This window comes from Lederbergia graminis, assembly GCF_042655485.1.
In the GTDB taxonomy this organism is placed as follows: Bacteria; Bacillota; Bacilli; order Bacillales; family Bacillaceae_C; genus Lederbergia; species Lederbergia graminis.
The window spans coordinates 67,163-86,732 of record NZ_JBHSMC010000016.1 but is presented as its reverse complement, the minus strand read 5'-3'; the positions used below and the strand labels follow the sequence as shown (position 1 = coordinate 86,732).

Sequence of the window (19,570 nt, the reverse complement as noted above, 5' to 3'; positions counted from 1 at the left end):
AAATGCTTATTTCGTATAATTATCAAAGTATCCTTGGATGTACACGATAGGTGTTCCTTTATCACCACTACCAGAAGTTAGGTCAGATAAGGATCCAATTAAATCTGTTAGCTTTCTAGGAGTAGTCCCTTGTGCTTCCATAGCTCCAGTTAAATCTTCGCCTTTATTGTTAATATATTCAGCAATGGCCTTTTGTAAATCTTCGCCTCTTAAGTCAGCAAAGTTATTGTCTGCGAGGTACTTTAACTTCACTTCATTTGGAGTTCCGTCAAGTCCTGAAGTATAAGCAGGTGATACAACTGGGTCAGCTAACTCCCAGATCTTCCCTACAGGATCTTTGAAAGCCCCATCGCCATAGATCATTACTTCAATATTTTTCCCTGTTCTATCTTTAAGCTTTTGTTGGATAGTATCGACGATTGGTTGACAATCACGTGGGAAAAGTTTAACACTTTCTTCTTTGGATTTGTTTGACCCTAGTAGGCCGTAGTCTTCATTATATCCACTACCATTGATTGATTCAGCTAATATATTATCAAGGCTATAGATTTTTTCTCCACCATTTGCTTTTAAGATTCTCTTTGTTCTAAAGCGTGAATGGATATCACAAGTTAGAACACTTTTCGTGTAATCTAAAATTGTTTTTGGATTATTGGAGAAAATAACTTCACATTCAACTCCGTATTCTTCCACAATTGATTTATAGTAATCTATATAGTCAACGCCCGTAAATGTATGTTTATTATAACCAAAGAATTCACGGAATTGACTCTCAGTTAACACGTCTGTCCAAGGATTAACTCCTTTTTCATCAAGTAAATCGATATCTACTAAGTGATTCCCTACCTCATCAGAAGGGTAGCTTAGCATTAAAACAATCTTTTTCGCTCCTTTTGCAATACCACGAAGGCAAACGGCAAAACGATTTCTACTTAGGATAGGAAAGATAACACCAATTGTATCTTCTCCAAATTTGGAACTGACATCTTGTGCAATATCATCAATTGTTGCGTAATTTCCTTGTGCACGGGCAACGATAGATTCCGTAATTGTTACGATATCCTTATCTTGAAATTCAAACCCTTCTACTTCAGCTGCTTTTAGGACACTGTCCACAACAATCTCTTCAATATTGTCTCCTTGATTTATAATAGGGCAACGTAGGCCTCTTACTACTGTTCCAACCATTCTTTCCAAGGTAATCGCTCCTTAAGGTCTTGTTTTTATTATTGTTTCACTACTTGTAATATACATGATGGAAGTGGTATAAGTAAAATATCTATATTGAATGGTAGGTATAAGGAGTGCTTATATGATAAGTAAGTTAGACCTCTATAAAGTGTTTTGCCAAGTGGGAAAAAGTAAAAGTTTTTCAAAAGCAGCGGAACAACTTTTTATGACACAACCAGCAGTCAGTCAATCGATTATGCAGTTGGAAAGAGAGTTAGATACACGATTATTTAATCGCACACCAAAAGGGGTAACATTTACCGATGAAGGGAAGCTGCTTTTTGAATATACTCATTCTGCGATTAATTTACTTGATGCTGGAGAGGAAAAAATCTTAGAGTTTAAACATTTAACCGTAGGAGAGTTAAAAATAGGGGTAGGCGATACAATTTCTCGTTACTTCTTACTACCATATTTAGAAGCCTTCCATAACAGTTATCCAAATGTTAAATTTACCATTTTGAATGGTACCACAATAGAACTATGCGATGCTTTAAAGTCTGGTGAGGTGGATATTGCAATCTGTAATTTACCAATTGAAGATACATCTATCGAAAAACTCCCGTGCTTTGAAGTCCAGGACACATTTGTTTATGGTGAAAAGTTTAAAAAAATACTATCTAAACCCTTAAGTCTTAAAGAATTAGTAAAACTGCCATTAATATTTCTTGAACCAAATTCTAATTCGCGTAAGTTTGTAGAAAATTATATGATCACACAAGGAATCAGACTTGAACCAGAATTTGAATTGGGATCACATGACCTATTACTTGAATTTGCAAGAATAAATTTAGGCGTAGCATGTGTTACAAGAGAATTTTCTCAAGATTATTTAGATCGTGGCTTATTACATGAGGTTCAACTACAGGAGCAAATACCACATCGCAGTATTGGTATATGTTATTTGAAGAGGGTGCCACTATCACCGGCAGCTACGAAGTTTGTTGAAAATATCATGAAATAGGTTTTAAAAAACTTGGAATGACAAATCTGTATCTTCACACAATAGGTTTTTATAGATTATATGGATATCCAGAGAGGTATATTTTTAATTTTTTAGGGAGGAAAATAGGTGTTTTATTCATTAAGGAATCGTTTCTTTCTTATTTTTACATGTTTACTGACAGTTCCATTTATTTTATTATCTATTTTAATTCCAAGTTTGTTTACCTCTGTAATAAAGGACCAAACTCAGAATTTAGTTAAAGAAAAAATGGATCAGTATTCGCTTTATGTAGAGTCTATTACTAAACAGGCACAGGATCTTGGAAAGCAGATACTTATTAACCAAACAACCCAAGATTGGCTAAAGTTAGAAACTGGGTATTGGGCAAAATCCAATGAAGAGAAATTATTAAAGAAGAAAGAATTAGGTATGTTGCTTAATTCTATAAGAATTAATAATTCGAATGATATGTCTGTATCTGTTTTTCTATATGATGGTACAGGTGCTCCTGCTAATAATCTTAAATTAAAGGAAGAGAATTGGTATATTGACTTTATGGTAAACGAACAAAATTTTATAAAGTCACATATTGACCACCCATCAGCAGGTGGAGAAAGTATAAATAGCTATATTCTTCCTCTATTTAATTTAAGCACATTAGAATCGTCTGGTATTATCAAGGTTAACTTCCCTTCATCCTTATTTGAATCAGCTCTAGATAATATGTTAATTGGAAAGAAAGGACATGCATATTTAATTGATAGCAGTGGATCAAATGTTTTACAAAATAAAATTCAAATACCTGATGCAGTTATAAAAAAAACTGTAGGTAATATTGGAGAGAGTCGGGATAAGAAGGGATTAATAGAAATGGATTATCAAGGGGAGACGTATTTTGTTTTCTACCATATGCTCCCAGTTGGTGATTGGATTTTTATCAGTGAAGTGACAAAATCGAATCTTTTTTCAGAAGTAAATAATATCCAAAATAATTTGTTGATAATAAGTGCTATAGTTTTTCTGTTAACAATTTTTACTTCTTACATGCTATCTTCCAATATTACAAAACCGATAGGAAAACTGACTAAGGCAATGGGCTATATTGAACATGGGGACTTTCATGGTGCACAACAATACTTGCCAACCATTAAGTCAAATAATCACGAAGTAGGATATTTAGTTAAGGTGTTTAAACACACAATAGGTAGATTAAAAAGTCTAATTGAAACAGAATATGAGGCTAATCTGCGGCGAAAAGATGCTGAGTACAAAGCGCTATTACTGCAAATAAATCCTCATTTTTTGAATAATACACTTGAAATTATAGGTGGCTTAGCAGCACAAGGTAAGAACAGGGAAGTAATGAAGATAAGTGTTTATTTAGGGAAAATGATGAGGTACTCTTTAAATACGAAAAGTAATATTGTGAGATTGGGAGAAGAAATGAATTACATCCGGAATTATACTAATATTCTAAAGTTAAGGTATGAGGACAACATTAACATAGAAATAGAAGAAGACTCCGAAATTAGACAAATTCCAATCATTAAATTTATTTTACAGCCATTGGTAGAAAATGCTGTAAAGTATAGTTTTGTTGAAAAGAAAAATGCGGAAATTTATATCTCTACCAAAAGGGTTGATGACCAAATATTCCTTTCTATAGAGGATAAAGGGGTAGGAATCTCTGATGACGTTATAAAAGATTTAATGAGACATGAAGACTTTAATGAAACGAATAATGTATTAGAAAGTAAAGGAAATAGTATTGGTCTTAAGAATGTAATTGGTAGGTTACTACTTTATTATGGGAAGAATTTTTCTTACAAAATTGAATCCGAAGAAAATGTGGGTACAAGAATCACGTTATGTATTTATATAAAAAGAGGTGATTTTGATGTTGAAGGTGATCATTACAGATGATGAGGTTCAAATTCTCAAAGGATTAAGAATGAAGGTTAATTGGGAAGAAGAAGGTTTTCAGATTGTTGGGGAGGCATCAAATGGTCAAGAGACATTAGAATTACTTCAAACAATAGATGTTGACGTTGTGATTACAGATATACGAATGCCGATTATGGATGGAATTGAACTAGCAAAACGCTGTCAAGAAGAGTTTCCTAATATAAAGGTGATTGTTTTATCAGGGTATTCCGAGTTCGACTATGTAAGAAGAGCTATGCAAGAAGGTGTAAAGGACTATTTATTGAAGCCTGTGGATCCTGATGAATTATTGGAAATACTTCTTAAAGTAAGTAAAGAAATTGAAGAGGAAAAAAGAAATGAAATTGAATCTGCTCGGATTCGGTGGCTTGCTAACTCACGTTTACAAGAGGTACAGGAACAGTTTTTATTATATTTAGTTAGGGATGAATGGTTAGAAATTCCAATGATTCAGGAAAGGTTAAAACAAATCCAGTTAGAAGATCTAGGAAAAGATAATATTAAAGTTCAGTTTCTCACAGTTGAAGTTAGAGGATCTGAAAATAATCCAGATTTACTAAAAGAACGCTGGATTTCTTTCCAAATGCTCTGTAAAGAGATTGCAAAAAATCGTTTAGGGACTTATTGCTTTTATAATCCGAATTACGGTAATGTTATCCATTTCTTGAATACCATTAATTCTGAATACCCTCATAGTACACAATCTTTAGTAAATGATATACAAAAAAATGTTAAATCCTACTTAAACCTAGAAACTGTGATAGGAGTAGGCAGTGTTGTAACTGGTCTAAGAGAATTTAAGAACGGATATATAGCAAGTTTATTTTCATGGAGCCAAAGTCAGCTAGGTTCTGTATCGCAGGTCATTGATGAAAAGATAATGGAGGAAGGTGTTTTTCAATTTTCAGATGACTTGGAAAGAAAGCTGACTAATGCTATAGAAGGTGTAGATTTAATAAAGTTTCAAGAACACCTATATTCCATGCTAGGGGATACTATAAAGCAATCGTTATTGTCCTTTTCGTTTTTAGCAAATCGAGTATTATTTTTGCTAAGTTCATTAGTAAAGAAATATGGTATAGAGACGAAAGAAATCCAACATACGATTTGGAAGTGTCAACAAGGAATTTGGGAATTGAATTCTCAATCTAAAGTAAGGGATTACCTCATTCAATTGGCTAAGGAAATAATAGAGAAAGTTCGAGTAAAACGATATTCTAATGGGAAATTAGTGATAGAAAGTATACTTCATTATTTAAATGAGCACTATGCGAGTGAAATATCTCTTACATCATTATCATCTTTATTTCATATAAATAGTGCTTATTTATCCGATTCTTTTAAGAATCATGTAGGGCAAAATTTCAGCGAATATCTAGTGAATTTACGAATAGAAAAGGCGAAACAATTTTTAAATGATAAGGAACTTAGAATTATTGATATAGCCTATTTAGTTGGTTTTTCGAACTCTAGTTATTTTAGTACTGTCTTTAAAAAACACGTAGGAAAAACTCCGGTTGAGTATCGTAATTCTATTAATTAAACCTACACTAATTTCTATAAATTAATAGGTATTAAATTAGGAGAGATGTAGTATAGATGAAGAACAGATGGATTTTAATAATAACGATATCAATAAGTATTACGGGGGTTATACTATTTTATATGGTGATAAATTCCGATAAAGAACCATATAAAGTTAAAGAAGTAGGAGAGTATACAGAACTAACATTTATGAGGAATCTTGGGAATGAAGCAGAAAATCGTGCCTATGAGATGTTAATCTCGGCTTTTGAAGAAGCGCATCCAGATATTAAGATTCATATGGAAGCTGTTGAATATAATGATTATGAAATAAGGCTCCGAACTGAATTTGCAACAGGAAATCCTCCTGACATACTGACAATTGACAGTCCAACATTAGCTCTTTATGTAAATGCGGGTTCACTATTGCCTTTGGATAAGTATATGAATGAGGATGGAGATATAAATGACTTCCCCAAATCGATAATGAATGGATTAAGTTACAATGGAGAACTTTACCTTGTTCCTATTGTAGAATCAAGTATTGCTTTGTTTTATAATATGCATATATTTCGTGAAGCAGGAATTCCATTTCCATCAAAAGACCCGGATGATCCATTAACTTGGGAGGAGATATTGGATATTGCTATACAGGTCAAGAATTCGAATAATGATCTATATGGAATTGATCCAGCGCAAGGGTTTAGTGATGGAGAAAGTCCTGCCTATTTTAAAATGCCGATTCTTTGGCAGTTTGGAGCAGATATATTAAGTCCTAATGGCACTACTGCTAGTGGCTATTTAGATTCAAAGGAGGCAATAACTGCCCTTCAATTTTATCAAGATCTTTATAATAAATATGAAGTAGCAGCAGTTGAATTACCTGCACATTCCTTTGAAACCGGTCAGCTTGCTATGACCGTTTTAGGCTCTTGGATTTTATCGGATTTAGCAAATAATCAACCTGATTTTAAATTAGGAAGGGACTATGGAATTGCCCCATTACCTAAGGGTAAGTATCAGGTTACACCGAATGGTGGATGGGCTTTAGGCATTTCCTCAGAAACTAACTATCCTGATGAGGCCTGGCAGTTTATAAAATTTATGACAAGCTTTGAAAGCGCTAAAACATATGTGGAAGTAACTGGAGATCTTCCTGCCAGATATTCAGTAGTAGAAAATTTCCCAGAGTTGAATGAATATCCCAAAAATATATTTATTCACCAGTTTCAGAATAATTCTAAAAGCAGACCAGTTACACCAGTCTATCCTGTTATAAGTGATAATATTAAAAAGTTATTTGAGAATGTGGGAATAGGTAATAGAGATGTAGTAGATTCCGTTAAGGAAGCAGTGGAAAATATTAATACTAGTATTTCTTTATATCAGAAACCTTAGAAATGCACCATTCCCAAAAATATATAGTATCTACAGCAGAAACGCTTTATTCAAGTTTTATGTTCTTGGATAAGGCGTTTTTTGTTTTTAAAGTTCCAAAGATTTTAAACATAGGTATCCAAAAAAAATGAATTAGTATATCAAACTGCTTTGCTATATTAAGTGTGAGAAAGCGCTTTTGCAATTGATTGATCTTAATTACGCTTTCTTTAGAAAACCCTTACTTCACAATTTATATGTGCTGACAAAGTAATAAGAAGGTGATGAATAGTTGAAAACTAGAAGAACATTATACGAGCAAAGGAGGGACAGCTATGTCGAATATTGATAGTACTGTAGTCAAATCTACGTCAATTTCTAATGAAAAGCCAATTCCAAGTAAGAAAAAAAAGAATGCACTTAATTATATTAAGAAAAACTATATTTTATATTTATTCTTAGCCCCTGCTGTCATTTCGGTATTCATATTTAATTATGTTCCGATGTATGGGGTGCTTATTGCATTTAAAGATTATAGTGTTACGAAAGGAATTTGGGCAAGTGAATGGGTTGGTCTATCTCATTTTACTAGTTTCTTAACTTCTCCCAATTTTCTTCAAATCTTCATGAATACGATAAAACTTAGTGTATATGGGCTTATTATTGGATTTCCTGTGCCTGTAATACTTGCTATTATGTTAAATCAGGTAAGAAGAGCGGGCATTAAAAAGAATATACAATTAATTATTTATGCACCTAATTTTATCTCTACAGTAGTAATTGCAGGTATGTTGTTTATCTTTTTATCACCAGCTGGGCCAATTAACTCGATATTATCAGCATTTACAGATAATCCAATTTCTTTTATGTCTAACCCAGATTACTTTAGAACGATATTTATTTCATCTGGTATATGGCAAGGAGCTGGTTTTTCATCGATTGTATATGTTGCGGCACTTTCGAATACAGATCCACAACTTCATGATGCAGCTACAATTGATGGAGCATCACTTTTACAGAGAATATGGCACATTGATGTACAAACACTTAAGCCAGTAATGGCAGTACTCTTTATTTTAGCTATTGGAGGTATCATGGGAGTTGGTTTTGAAAAGGCGTACTTACTTCAAACAGACAGGAATTTACCTACTTCTGAAATTATTGACACCTATGTATATAAAAGAGGTCTGTTAGCTGGAGATTGGTCATTCGGTGCAGCGGTAGGATTGTTTAATACAATTATTGGTTTAATCCTCCTAATGATAACGAATACAGTAGTTAAAAAACTAAATGGTGAAACACTATATTAGGAAGGAGTGAAGATAGGATTATGCGAAAAAAAACAAATAGAAATCAACTAATAAATAACTCTAAAACGGATAGGTTACTCCTACTAATAAATAAAATTTTATTGAGTTTAGTAGTAATCGTTGTCACTCTTCCTCTCTTATATGTATTAATTGGTTCGTTTTTACAACCTAATATATTGCTAACAAAGGGGCTCTCTTTTAATCCCGATCATTGGACGATTGATGGATATGTTCGGATATTTCAAGATGGATCGATCATGCGAGGATTCCTTAATTCAATACTTTATGCAGTGGGATTTACTGTCGTCTCTGTCACTCTTACAGTACTTGCTGGGTATTCACTGTCCATTGATGATCTAGTTGGAAAAAAGGCATTTGTAGTTTTCTTCCTTTTCGCAATGTTCTTTAATGGAGGAATGATCCCTACATATTTAGTTGTTCGATCACTAGGCTTAGTTAATACGCCATGGGCAATTATCTTACCAGGGGCTGTAGGAATTTGGAATATTATCCTGACAAGAACTTATTTTAAAGGATTGCCGAATGAGTTGAAGGAAGCTGCAAGAATTGATGGTGCTTCAGATTTTATGATTTTCTTAAAAATTATTTTACCTTTGTCGAAGCCTATTATTTTTGTAATCGCTCTATTTGCTTTTATTGGTCAGTGGAACTCCTACTTCCAAGCTATGATTTATCTAGATGATCGTTCACTATATCCATTGCAATTGGTTTTACGTGAAATATTGATTCAAAACGAAGTTCAACCAGGAATGATAGCTGATCAACTTGCAAGGGCTGAATTACAAAGAATTGCAGAAATGATTAAATACTCATCGATTATAGTAGCAAGCTTACCTTTACTAATTATGTATCCGTTTTTCCAAAAGTACTTTGAGAAAGGTGTAATGGTAGGTTCTTTAAAATAATTATTTAAAAAAGAGGGGTTAATATGAAGAAGATATATAAACTTATGACTTTATTGTTAGTTAGTTTTATAGTCATTGCAGGTTGCAACAAAAAGACACAAACTTGGTCTGATGACTATGAATTGTCTGATATTACTTTCCCATTGGAAGAAAAGGTGTCATTGAAAATAATGACATCAAGCTCACCATTAGCTCCAGATGATCCAAATGATAAGTTGATTTTCCAACGCTTAGAAGAAAAGACAGGAGTTCATATTGAGTGGCAAAACTTTGTTGGAGATACATTTGGAGAAAGAAGAAATCTAGCGATGGCGACTGGTGAAATGCCCGATGCCATAATGAATGCTGGGTTTAGTGATTACGAGTTATTAAAGTATGCAGAGGATGAAGCGATTATTCCACTTAATGATTTAATAGAAGATTACATGCCCAACTTGAAAAAAGTACTCGAAGAAGCACCTCAGTATAAAGCGATGATGACAGCCCCTGATGGAAATATATATTCATTTCCATGGATTGAAGAATTAGGGGAAGGAAAAGAAAGTATTCACTCGGTTGATAACTTCCCTTGGATTAACGTAGAGTGGTTGGAAAAGTTAGGATTAGATATGCCAACTACAACCGAGGAGCTAAAAGAAGTTTTAATTGCATTTAGAGATAAGGATCCTGCTGGAGACGGGCAGACAATTCCAATGTCATTTATTATCAATGATGGTGGACAAGATCCAGGTTTTCTTTTCGGCTCTTTTGGTCTTGGTGATAACTGGGATCGAACCATTGTCACAAATGATGGAGAAGTGAAATTAACAGCAGCTGAAGAAGGATATAAAGAGGCAATTAAGTTTATGAATGAGTTGTATAATGAAAAATTAATTGATATCGAAGCTTTTGAACACGATTGGCCAACGTATGTTGCAAAAGGACAAGAAGGTAGATACGGTTTATATTTTACTTGGGATAAAGCGAATATAACAGGTATGAATGAAACCTATGATTTAATGCCTCCACTTTTTGGCCCTGACGGTCATAAAAATGTAACTAGAACTAACGGAATGGGATTTGACCGTTCAAGAATGGTAATTACAAGTGTAAATCAGAATTTAGAGTTAACAGCAAAATGGATTGATCAACTATATGACCCTCATCAATCGGTTCAAAATAACTGGGGAACTTTTGGTGATGATGAGTTACAAAATATCTTTGAATGGGATGAAGATGCTCAAATGTTGAAGCACCTTTCATTAGATGGAACTGCGCCTGTAGAGTTGAGAGAGAAAACATCTGTCGGAGGGCCTTTAGCAATCTTAGATAGCTATTATAATACAGTCACAACAAAACCAGATGATGCTGCTTGGAGATTGGATTTGATGAAGGAAGTAATGGTTCCACATATGAAAGCAGAAAATATTTACCCTAGAGTGTTTTTCAAGAAAGAAGAACTTGATAGACTTTCAACAATTGAAGCAGATTTTTACCCTTATATTAATAGAAAACGAGCGGAATGGATTACGAATGGAAAAGTAGAAGAAGAGTGGAATGATTATTTGGAGGAACTAAACCGCCTTGGTTTTGAGGAATGGTTAGAGATAAAACAGGCAGGTTATGATCGCGCAACAAAATAAAGGAGTTGAGTGGATTGAATTTGCAAAAAATAGATAAATATAGGCCGAATTTACATTTTGCGCCTAAAGAAAATTGGATGAACGATCCTAATGGATTAGTTTATTTCAAAGGTGAGTATCATTTGTTCTTTCAACATAATCCAAATGATAGCGTATGGGGTCCCATGTATTGGGGCCACGCTGTCAGCAAGGATTTAATTACATGGAAAGAGCTAGATATTGCTTTATCGCCTGATGAGAATGGAACAATCTTTTCTGGAAGTGCTGTTGTAGATTGGGATAATACAACTGGATTTTTCCCTGAGGAACCTGGTTTAGTTGCAATTTTTACACACCACAAAGATGGAGCGGAGGGGAAACCCCCTGTACAAACGCAAAGTATTGCATATAGTCATGACCAAGGGAGAACGTGGATTAAATATGATGGAAATCCAGTTTTGCGTCATGAAACAAAAGTAGATTTTAGAGATCCTAAAGTTTTCTGGCATGAGGATAAATGGATTATGGTGCTAGCAACTGGACAGACAATTTCATTTTACTCTTCCTTTAATTTAATAGACTGGCAGTTTGAAAGTGAATTTGGTGAGGGAGCTGGCTCACATGATGGGGTTTGGGAATGCCCTGATTTATTTAAATTAAAGGTAGAAAATAGTGGTGAAGAGAAATGGGTTTTACTCGTAAGTATCGGTGATAATCCGCAATTTGAAGTTGGATCACGTACACAGTACTTTATTGGTTCATTTAATGGTTCTACATTTGTAACAGAACATAATGATATTAGATGGTTGGATTTTGGTAGGGATAATTATGCGGGTGTTAGTTTTTCGGATATTCCTAGAGAAGATGGAAGACGTATATATCTCGGGTGGATGAGTAATTGGCGTTATGCTAACCAAGTGCCTACTCATGGATGGAGAAGCCAAATGACGATTCCACGGGAACTTTCTGTTCGTAAGATTAATGGGAGTTATATAGTTATTCAAAGACTAGTAAAGGAGTTAGACTCATACTTTTCCCTTCAAGAAAAGCTAGATGATATACACATTAATGATGTAGAAACCATAAAAGTAGATGCAAGATACATGGATATGGTTTTTGAATTAGAGAATATGAATGCTAAAAAATATGGAATCACCATACATCACTCTGAAAATCATTCGACTACCATAACAATTGATACGATAAGTAATTCATTAATATTGGACAGGGAAAAATCTGGGGACATCAGCTTTTCAGAGATGTTTTCAAATGAACAAGTGATTAATCTTAAGAGTAATGACAATATTCAACTACGTATAGTTGTTGATTCCTCTTCTGTGGAATTACTAGTTAATGACGGAGAATATGCATTAACAAGTTTGGTTTACCCAGATAAAGCTTGTGATAGTATTTCTATTTTCTCTCTTGAGGGGGATGTAAAGCTTAAAGAAGGAAATGTATATGTCCCAAAATAAGAAGTGAGTATATATTTATGAAACATAGGAGGAAACAGTAAATTGTTACTTTAATGATTATTATAAAGTGACCACATGTTTCCTCTTTTTAATATGGAATCATGTATAAAAGTAAAGGAGCAAATTTATGAATACTAATTCAACAGTTATTTGTATTGGAGAATTATTAATTGATTTTTTCTGTATTGATGTTGGAATCGACTTAACTAGAGGTCAGCATTTTGAAAAACAGGCAGGTGGTGCTCCTGCAAATGTGTGTGCAACTATAGTAAAGCTAGGAGGAAATGCTCAATTTTGCGGAAAGGTAGGAAATGATCCATTTGGTCATTATCTTAAAAACACACTTGATGAGTTAAAGGTTGATACATCGATGCTTTTATTTGATGAAAACCACCCAACAACACTTGCATTTGTTTCTTTAAAAGATAATGGAGAAAGAGATTTTGTTTTTAATCGAGGTGCAGATGTATTTTTGTCAGAAGAGGATATAGACAAGCAAAAATTAAGTGTGGCTAGTATACTCCACTTTGGCTCTGCTACAGCACTATTAGAGGACCCTTTTAGATCAACTTATTTGAACACAATGTTATTGTCTAAGGATGCAGGTAAGTTTATTTCCTTCGATCCTAACTATAGGTCTGACCTATGGAAAGGGAGACTAGATAGTTTTGTAGAACTAGCAAAAAAAGGGATTGCACAAGCTGATTTTGTCAAAGTGAGTGATGAAGAATTAAAAATTATCTCAGGTGAAGAAAATTTAGCAAATGGTGTACAAGTTATTCATCAATTAGGAGCAGAGACAGTTGCAGTTACATTAGGCAGTAAAGGGACATTAATTTCCAATGGGCAACAGATAGAGACTGTTCCAAGTATTAAGGTCGATTCAATTGACTCCACTGGTGCAGGTGATGCATTTGTAGGAGCTATGCTTTCTCGATTAGCTACAAATGAAAATCCCAAAATAGCATTAAAAGAATTTGATTACCTTAAAAAGATAACATTGTTTAGTAATAAGGTTGGTGCCATTGTTTGTACTCGGGTAGGCGCGATGTCCGCTATACCAGCACTTGAAGAAATAATATAGATTTTTTTGAAAAACTAGGAGGATTAATAATTGAGAAAGAAATCTCTTATAATAATGTCCTTGGTGCTAATTGTTGGGATAGTTTCAGCAGTCTTAATTAATAGATATATTGTTTCAAAAAAATACTATACTGAGGAATACAGACCACAGTTTCATTTTAGTCCTGAAAAAAATTGGATGAATGATCCTAATGGGATGGTGTACTACGAGGGAGAATATCATCTGTTCTATCAACATAATCCTCATGGTACAGAATGGGGTCCAATGTACTGGGGGCATGCAATCAGTAAAGATATGATTGAATGGGAACATAGACCAATTGCTTTAGAACCGGATGAATTAGGAACCATTTTCTCAGGGAGTGCAGTTGTTGATTGGAATGATACGTCTGGATTCTTTGATGGTGGTCATGGCCTAGTAGCCATTTTTACACATAATGGAGAAGGGCAGAAACAAAGTATAGCCTATAGCAAAGATAAAGGACGAACTTGGGAAAAGTATGAAGGGAATCCAGTTATACCAAGTGATCCTGATATACGGGATTTTAGAGATCCGAAAGTACTTTGGCATGATAAAACGGAAAAATGGGTGATGGCCCTTGCAGCAGGTAAGAAGATAATGTTCTATGGTTCTGATAACTTAATAGACTGGGAGTTTTTAAGTGAGTTCGGTGAAGGTGCTGGAGCCCAAGGTGGGGTTTGGGAATGTCCTGATTTATTCGAGTTACCTATTGATGGGGATCCCAATAATACTAAATGGGTGTTACAGGTGGACATTGGTGATGGAGCCATTGCAGGAGGATCTGGAGCCCAATATTTTATAGGTGAGTTTGATGGGACATCCTTTGTGAGTGATGACAATCCTGAAGATATTAACTGGCTTGATTATGGTGCAGATTTTTATGCTGCCCAGTCTTTCTCTGATATTCCTTCAGAAGATGGACGACGTATAATGATTGCTTGGATGAATAACTGGTTATATGCAAACCGTATACCAACAGAAGAATGGAGAGGTGCTGCTTCATTCCCGAGAGTAATAGAATTGAAAACATCTAAGAAGGGTGATATAAAAGTTTTTCAAAAACCGATTAAGGAGTTAGATACAATCACAAAAACGGAACTATTTAAAATTGAAAATCAAGTAGTAAAAGCATCAGATATTCCAAATATATTAGAAGATGTGGAAGCGGATGTGTTTCAATTAACAGCAGAAATAGTAATGGAAGAGCCGGTTAACTTTGGCTTCAAGGTAAGGAAATCTGAAGAGGAGGGGGAAGAAACTGTTATAGGATATAGCCACTCTGAGCAAGAGTTGTTTGTTAAGCGCACTCAGTCTGACGATGATTATTTCAGTCCATACTTTAATGGGCGCCATACTGTTTCCATAGAAGATGAGAATATAATAAAGATTCATATACTTGTTGATAAATCTTCTATTGAGGTTTTTGCACAAAATGGAGAGTTTGTAATAACTGATTTAATTTTTCCATCGGGTAAGAGTAAAGGATTAGAGTTTTATGTGGAAAATGGAGAGGTATTGATTAACTCCTTAGAAATAAAGTCCTTACAATCCATATGGAAAAAAGGGATGTTTTCTATATTTTAATACATTCAAAAATGTACGTGTTCTTAGTCAGCAAATAAGATTTAAACTTCTACACACGAAGACCCAGACCGTTAATTGAAAAGCCCGTATGATTGGGCTTTTTATATTTACTTAGATTTGTCCATTTTATTTTAAATTCAATAACTGTGACCTTAGAAATAGGACATATGATTCATCTATAAATTTAGTATTGTAAACGTTTACTTTGCCGTCATATAATTACTTTAACGGTAAAGTAAAAATGAATAACTTTACTTTCAGTGAACTAAGAAGGGATGATGCTGACTTGAATGAATGATGCTAAGCTTGATTTTAAAAAGTCTATTATGTTTTCATCTTTGGGAGGTGACTTGGCTCACGCTAGACTTTGCTAGATTAGCAGATAATCGAGAGTAAGTAGTAAATCGTAAAGTATTAGATTATATGGGAGGTTTTCTAGATGATGAAAAAGGTATTATTCGTATTTATCTCCATCATGATGCTATTTAGCATGGCGGTTGTGCCTGCATTAGCAATAACTCCTACAGATGTACAGTTCATGTCCAGAGTAACTGGAAAAACACAAGACTGGGATACACATATCCCTAATCCGAATCAGACTCATACAAACTACCATGTTTGGGGAACAGACCTTGGAATTATGTGGGATGCTGGAGATGGGAAAATGATGATTGCGTTTGGTGACACGGACGGTAGTGCTAGTGAGCCATATTGGCGGAGTAATACGCTAGCAATTTCTACAGATACGAATCCTGATGACGGTTTAACGATAGATTCAATGATACTTGGTCCAGAGGGCAGAGCAAAACAGATTATTCCATCCAAAAAAATAAACAATGATGAAATTACTGTAATTCCTACTGCAGGTATTACGGTAGGTGACAGACATTATATTCACTATATGTCCGTTAATCATTGGGGAACAGATGGTAATTGGATTACTAATTACGGCGGAATCGCTTATTCGGATGATGATGGTCAAACATGGACGAAAGATCCTGATACGAAATGGATGAATGATGAATCAAGTCATAATAATTTCCAACAGGCAGCTTTTATAAAAGATGATGGCTATGTATATATGTTTTCAACAGAGAACGGTAGAGCAGGGGACATTTACTTATCGAGAGTACCTGAAAATGAGATGTTAGAGAAACGTTCCTACCAATACTGGAACGGTAATTCTTGGATTAAAGATAATGAAGCTGCGGTAAAACCAATTACGAAAGGTCCTGCAGGTGAGTTATCTGTTGTTTATAATTCCTATTATGATAAGTATATTATGGCATACAAGAGCAAGGACAGAGCTGCACTAGTTATTCGAGAAGCTGATACACTAACAGGACCATGGTCTGGAGAAAAGATTTTGAGAAGAGGGGCAGGTTTATATGGGCCATATATACATCCGTGGTTTAATGATGGAGCAGAGCTATATTTCACAATGACTCGTTGGAGGCCAGAATATAACATATTCTTCATGAAATCTGTTTTAACAGATGATGATTTAGAAGGTAACATACTTAGTGATCCTGGCTTTGAAGATCAGTTAACATCCTCTTTGGTAGCACCATGGCAATATGATACGAACAAGTGTGTATATTGTATAAATGATGGGACAGTTGAAATTGAAAATGGAGAAGATACAGCTCATTCAGGTTCTAATAATGTGATAGTACGTGGTTCTAGTGGTTCACATGGTATTACGCAGAAAATCGTAGTCGCTCCTAATAAAAATTATACGTTAAAAGCTTGGGTTCGCTCTTCAGAGAATATTGAAAAAGGATCTTTAGGAGTGCGTTCGCCGGATGGTGGTAAAGTTTTATACGAGACAAAATTTAATGCCTTATCTGATTTCACTGAGATGGAAGTATCTTTTTCATCAGAAGAGAATGCAATTGTAGAGATCTTCGGTAATATGGTTGCAAATGAAGAAGATAGTTGGATTCGTTTGGATGATTTTTCGGTTACTGAAGGTGGAATTCCAGATGCAAAGCCATACTGGAGTGAGGAAAAGCACTTGTCAGTTAATGGGATAACCAGCACAGGAGTAACATTAAATTGGTCAGGGGCTCTCGATGATCATGCTGTTACTGGTTACGAAATCTATCAAGATGGGGAAAAAATCCATACAATTCATGATGCAAACATAGACTCATACACTATTAGTGACCTTGTTGCTGATAAGAACTATACGTTCAAAGTTGAGGCATTAGACAAGAATAATCGAGTTAGTATAGATGGTCCAGAGTATGTTTTAGGTGAAAATTTAGTAAACAGTCCTGGGTTTGAAGAGCAAACCTCGAATGGGAATAAGATAATTGATAACATACGTAGTTCTGAAAATTTGACGTATACAGGAGAATGGAACGGCTTAATTCAATCAGGAGCATACAATAATACAGTTCACGTGACGAATAAAGCTGGTGATGAAGTAGAATATTCCTTCGAAGGAAGTTCGATTCGATTTTACACTAAAACAGGTCCAGCTTCAGGAATTATCGACATATACGTCGATGGAGTTAAAAAGGCTACATTTGATACGTATAGTAGAAATCCAATTCATTCCGTACTTGCATATGAAGATCTAAATCTATCTCCTGCGGTTGAGCATACTATTCGGATAGTGCATACAGGGGAGAAAAATCCACAATCAAACGGGTATTTTATTCATGTAGACTATTTTGAAACGAATTCTATTGTGCCGTGGCATTCAGAAGGGGATGTAGGAATCCATGTTAATTCAGACTTTTCCTATTCCGGGGCTAATAATGCATGGATAAAAGACACAGCAGATTGGAATTCTATCTATCAACCCATTAAGTTAGAACCCAATACAAATTATAAACTCACTGCTTGGGTACAAACGTCTAATCATAATGTTGATGGGAGACTAGGAGTTCGTTTACCACATGGTGAAGAGAGGACAGTTATGAATGAATTATCATTCGGTATGCAAGGAAATTATACAAGGCAAACTGTAACGTTTAATTCAGGTACTAATTCAAGTGTGGAAGTTTTTGCTGGGTTACATGCAACTACAGGAAATTCATGGCTAAGGATAGATAATATTTCCCTTGAAATAATTCCAGATTTTAAGAGTGCTAGCAAGCAAGTAGAGACATTTATAGAAAAGAAGGGGATTGTAAGGGCGCTCCAAGCGAAATTAATTGCAGCTGAAGACGCACGTAATCAAGGAAACGAACAAGCATGCAAAAATCAGTTACAAGCATTTATTAACCAGGTAAATGCTCAGGCAGGTAAGGCAATAGATAAAGAAGAAGCAATAAGTTTAATTTGGCATGTAAAACAACTTATATCTCAGAAGTAATGAAAAAGGCCTCCAAAACAATTAGGTTTGGAGGCCTTTTTCATGTAATCAATTTTGGTGGAGCGGTTGAATTTCGTACTTGTAATTTCGGATCTAGTTTAACTTTTACAAATGTTGAACTAGGGATGATCCCCTCAATTTTATCTATCAGAATTTTACATGCTTGCTCCCCAATTTCTTCTATTGGAGTTGCAATAGTTGTAAGAGGAGGATCAATAATCGATCCTAAGTATACGCCTTCATAACCACCAATAGAAATATCTTCTGGGATACTAAGTCCTAATTTTTTTAGTGCAATATAAACAGATGATGCAGCAATATCGTTACATACAAACAGTGCAGTAGGACGTTTTTCGCTTGTCAGTTGCTTTGTGAACGTTTCATTCACCGTTAAAATATCCTCAGTTGTTTTAGTATGGAAGTGTAAATGGAAAGGGATATATGACTCGGAATTATAAGGAATGCCGTGTTCCTCCATTGCACATTGAAAGCCACGAATACGTTCTTGAACTTCTGAAGAATGAAAGAGCAAATCACCATACACAAAACCAATTTCTTTATGTCCTAATTCGATAAGATGTTTTGTCATCATGTAACCACCAAGAAAGTCGTTACATACTACATAATCCGTCTCCATATCTGGGAAGTACTTCGTATACAAAACAAACGGGATGCCTTCATCCTTTAATTTTTGATAGTTTTCACTGTTAATTCTATTATCAGTAATAGAGTGGAAACCTAGAAAGCCATCTACCATCATGTTTTTATATTTTTCAATGTACATACTTTCCAATTGTGGTTGTGCCATAGGTCCGACGAAAATGGTGTAACCACGTCTCATCGCATATGGAATAGCTCCTCGCAGGATTTGATTTTGATAATCATCATGGAGAGGGCCGGACATCAACATTGCAAGTGTATTAGATTTACCTTTTACAAGACTTTGTGCTAAACGGTTTGGTACATAACCTAATTCTTCTGCAACTTTTTTGACTTTTTTTGTTGTTTTTTCACTGATGGATGGATGGTCTCTAAGCGCAAGTGATACTGCCATTTTTGAAATACCTACTACTTTAGCGATATCCTCCAACTTTACTCTTTTCCTCATTACATGTCTCCCTAGAGTTATTATATTGGATGTATCGACATAATCTGACATTTCTTTATGCTTATTGGATTAATTTGAAGTTTATATTTTTTTGCTTTATTAATACATGGGA

The 19,570-nt window shown here is 34.7% G+C and carries 13 protein-coding genes; 11 read left to right on the top strand and 2 right to left on the bottom strand.

The genetic code is table 11. From position 1 onward, the window contains the following. Positions 1-6 precede the first annotated feature (6 nt). Entirely contained in the window at positions 7-1,197 is a 1,191-nt protein-coding gene (locus ACFPM4_RS13250; RefSeq protein ID WP_382352542.1) for a coenzyme F420-0:L-glutamate ligase, read from the bottom strand. 115 nt (positions 1,198-1,312) lie between these two features. Between ACFPM4_RS13250 and ACFPM4_RS13245 the strand changes: the two genes are divergently transcribed. From ACFPM4_RS13245 to ACFPM4_RS13195, 11 genes are all read left to right on the top strand, one after another. Beyond that, a complete protein-coding gene (locus tag ACFPM4_RS13245; RefSeq protein ID WP_382352539.1) occupies positions 1,313-2,194 on the top strand; it encodes a LysR family transcriptional regulator in 882 nt (293 codons plus the stop codon). 108 nt (positions 2,195-2,302) lie between these two features. After that, entirely contained in the window at positions 2,303-4,099 is a 1,797-nt protein-coding gene (locus ACFPM4_RS13240) for a sensor histidine kinase (protein WP_144921849.1), read from the top strand. Further along, complete coding sequence (locus ACFPM4_RS13235; RefSeq protein ID WP_382352535.1) at positions 4,074-5,663, top strand: response regulator transcription factor; 1,590 nt, start codon at positions 4,074-4,076, stop codon at positions 5,661-5,663. The genes ACFPM4_RS13240 and ACFPM4_RS13235 overlap by 26 nt, the downstream gene beginning before the upstream one ends. 56 nt (positions 5,664-5,719) lie before the next feature. Then, the gene (locus ACFPM4_RS13230) at positions 5,720-7,042 is read left to right on the top strand and encodes an ABC transporter substrate-binding protein (protein ID WP_382352532.1); all 1,323 of its coding nucleotides are present in this window, start codon (positions 5,720-5,722) and stop codon (positions 7,040-7,042) included. 314 nt (positions 7,043-7,356) lie between these two features. Then, positions 7,357-8,331: an ABC transporter permease gene (locus ACFPM4_RS13225; RefSeq protein WP_382352529.1), complete on the top strand. Its 975-nt coding sequence runs from the start codon at positions 7,357-7,359 to the stop codon at positions 8,329-8,331. A gap of 20 nt (positions 8,332-8,351) precedes the next feature. After that, a complete protein-coding gene (locus ACFPM4_RS13220; RefSeq protein ID WP_382352526.1) occupies positions 8,352-9,257 on the top strand; it encodes a carbohydrate ABC transporter permease in 906 nt (301 codons plus the stop codon). A 23-nt stretch (positions 9,258-9,280) separates the two neighbouring features. Continuing rightward, positions 9,281-10,879: an ABC transporter substrate-binding protein gene (locus tag ACFPM4_RS13215; protein ID WP_382352523.1), complete on the top strand. Its 1,599-nt coding sequence runs from the start codon at positions 9,281-9,283 to the stop codon at positions 10,877-10,879. 14 nt (positions 10,880-10,893) lie between these two features. Next, positions 10,894-12,333 (top strand): glycoside hydrolase family 32 protein, encoded by a 1,440-nt coding sequence (locus tag ACFPM4_RS13210; protein WP_382352520.1) that lies wholly within the window; start codon positions 10,894-10,896, stop codon positions 12,331-12,333. A 127-nt stretch (positions 12,334-12,460) separates the two neighbouring features. Continuing rightward, complete coding sequence (locus ACFPM4_RS13205) at positions 12,461-13,417, top strand: carbohydrate kinase family protein (protein ID WP_382352517.1); 957 nt, start codon at positions 12,461-12,463, stop codon at positions 13,415-13,417. A 30-nt stretch (positions 13,418-13,447) separates the two neighbouring features. After that, positions 13,448-15,022 carry a glycoside hydrolase family 32 protein gene (locus tag ACFPM4_RS13200; RefSeq protein ID WP_382352514.1) on the top strand — a complete coding sequence of 525 codons (1,575 nt, stop codon included), beginning with the start codon at positions 13,448-13,450 and terminating at the stop codon, positions 15,020-15,022. Positions 15,023-15,461: 439 nt separating this feature from the next. Then, complete coding sequence (locus tag ACFPM4_RS13195; protein WP_382352511.1) at positions 15,462-18,350, top strand: DUF4185 domain-containing protein; 2,889 nt, start codon at positions 15,462-15,464, stop codon at positions 18,348-18,350. A gap of 40 nt (positions 18,351-18,390) precedes the next feature. Here the strand turns inward: ACFPM4_RS13195 and ACFPM4_RS13190 are convergent, their stop codons facing one another. Then, positions 18,391-19,458 (bottom strand): LacI family DNA-binding transcriptional regulator, encoded by a 1,068-nt coding sequence (locus tag ACFPM4_RS13190; RefSeq protein ID WP_382352508.1) that lies wholly within the window; start codon positions 19,456-19,458, stop codon positions 18,391-18,393. Between the last annotated feature and the right edge of the window lie 112 nt (positions 19,459-19,570).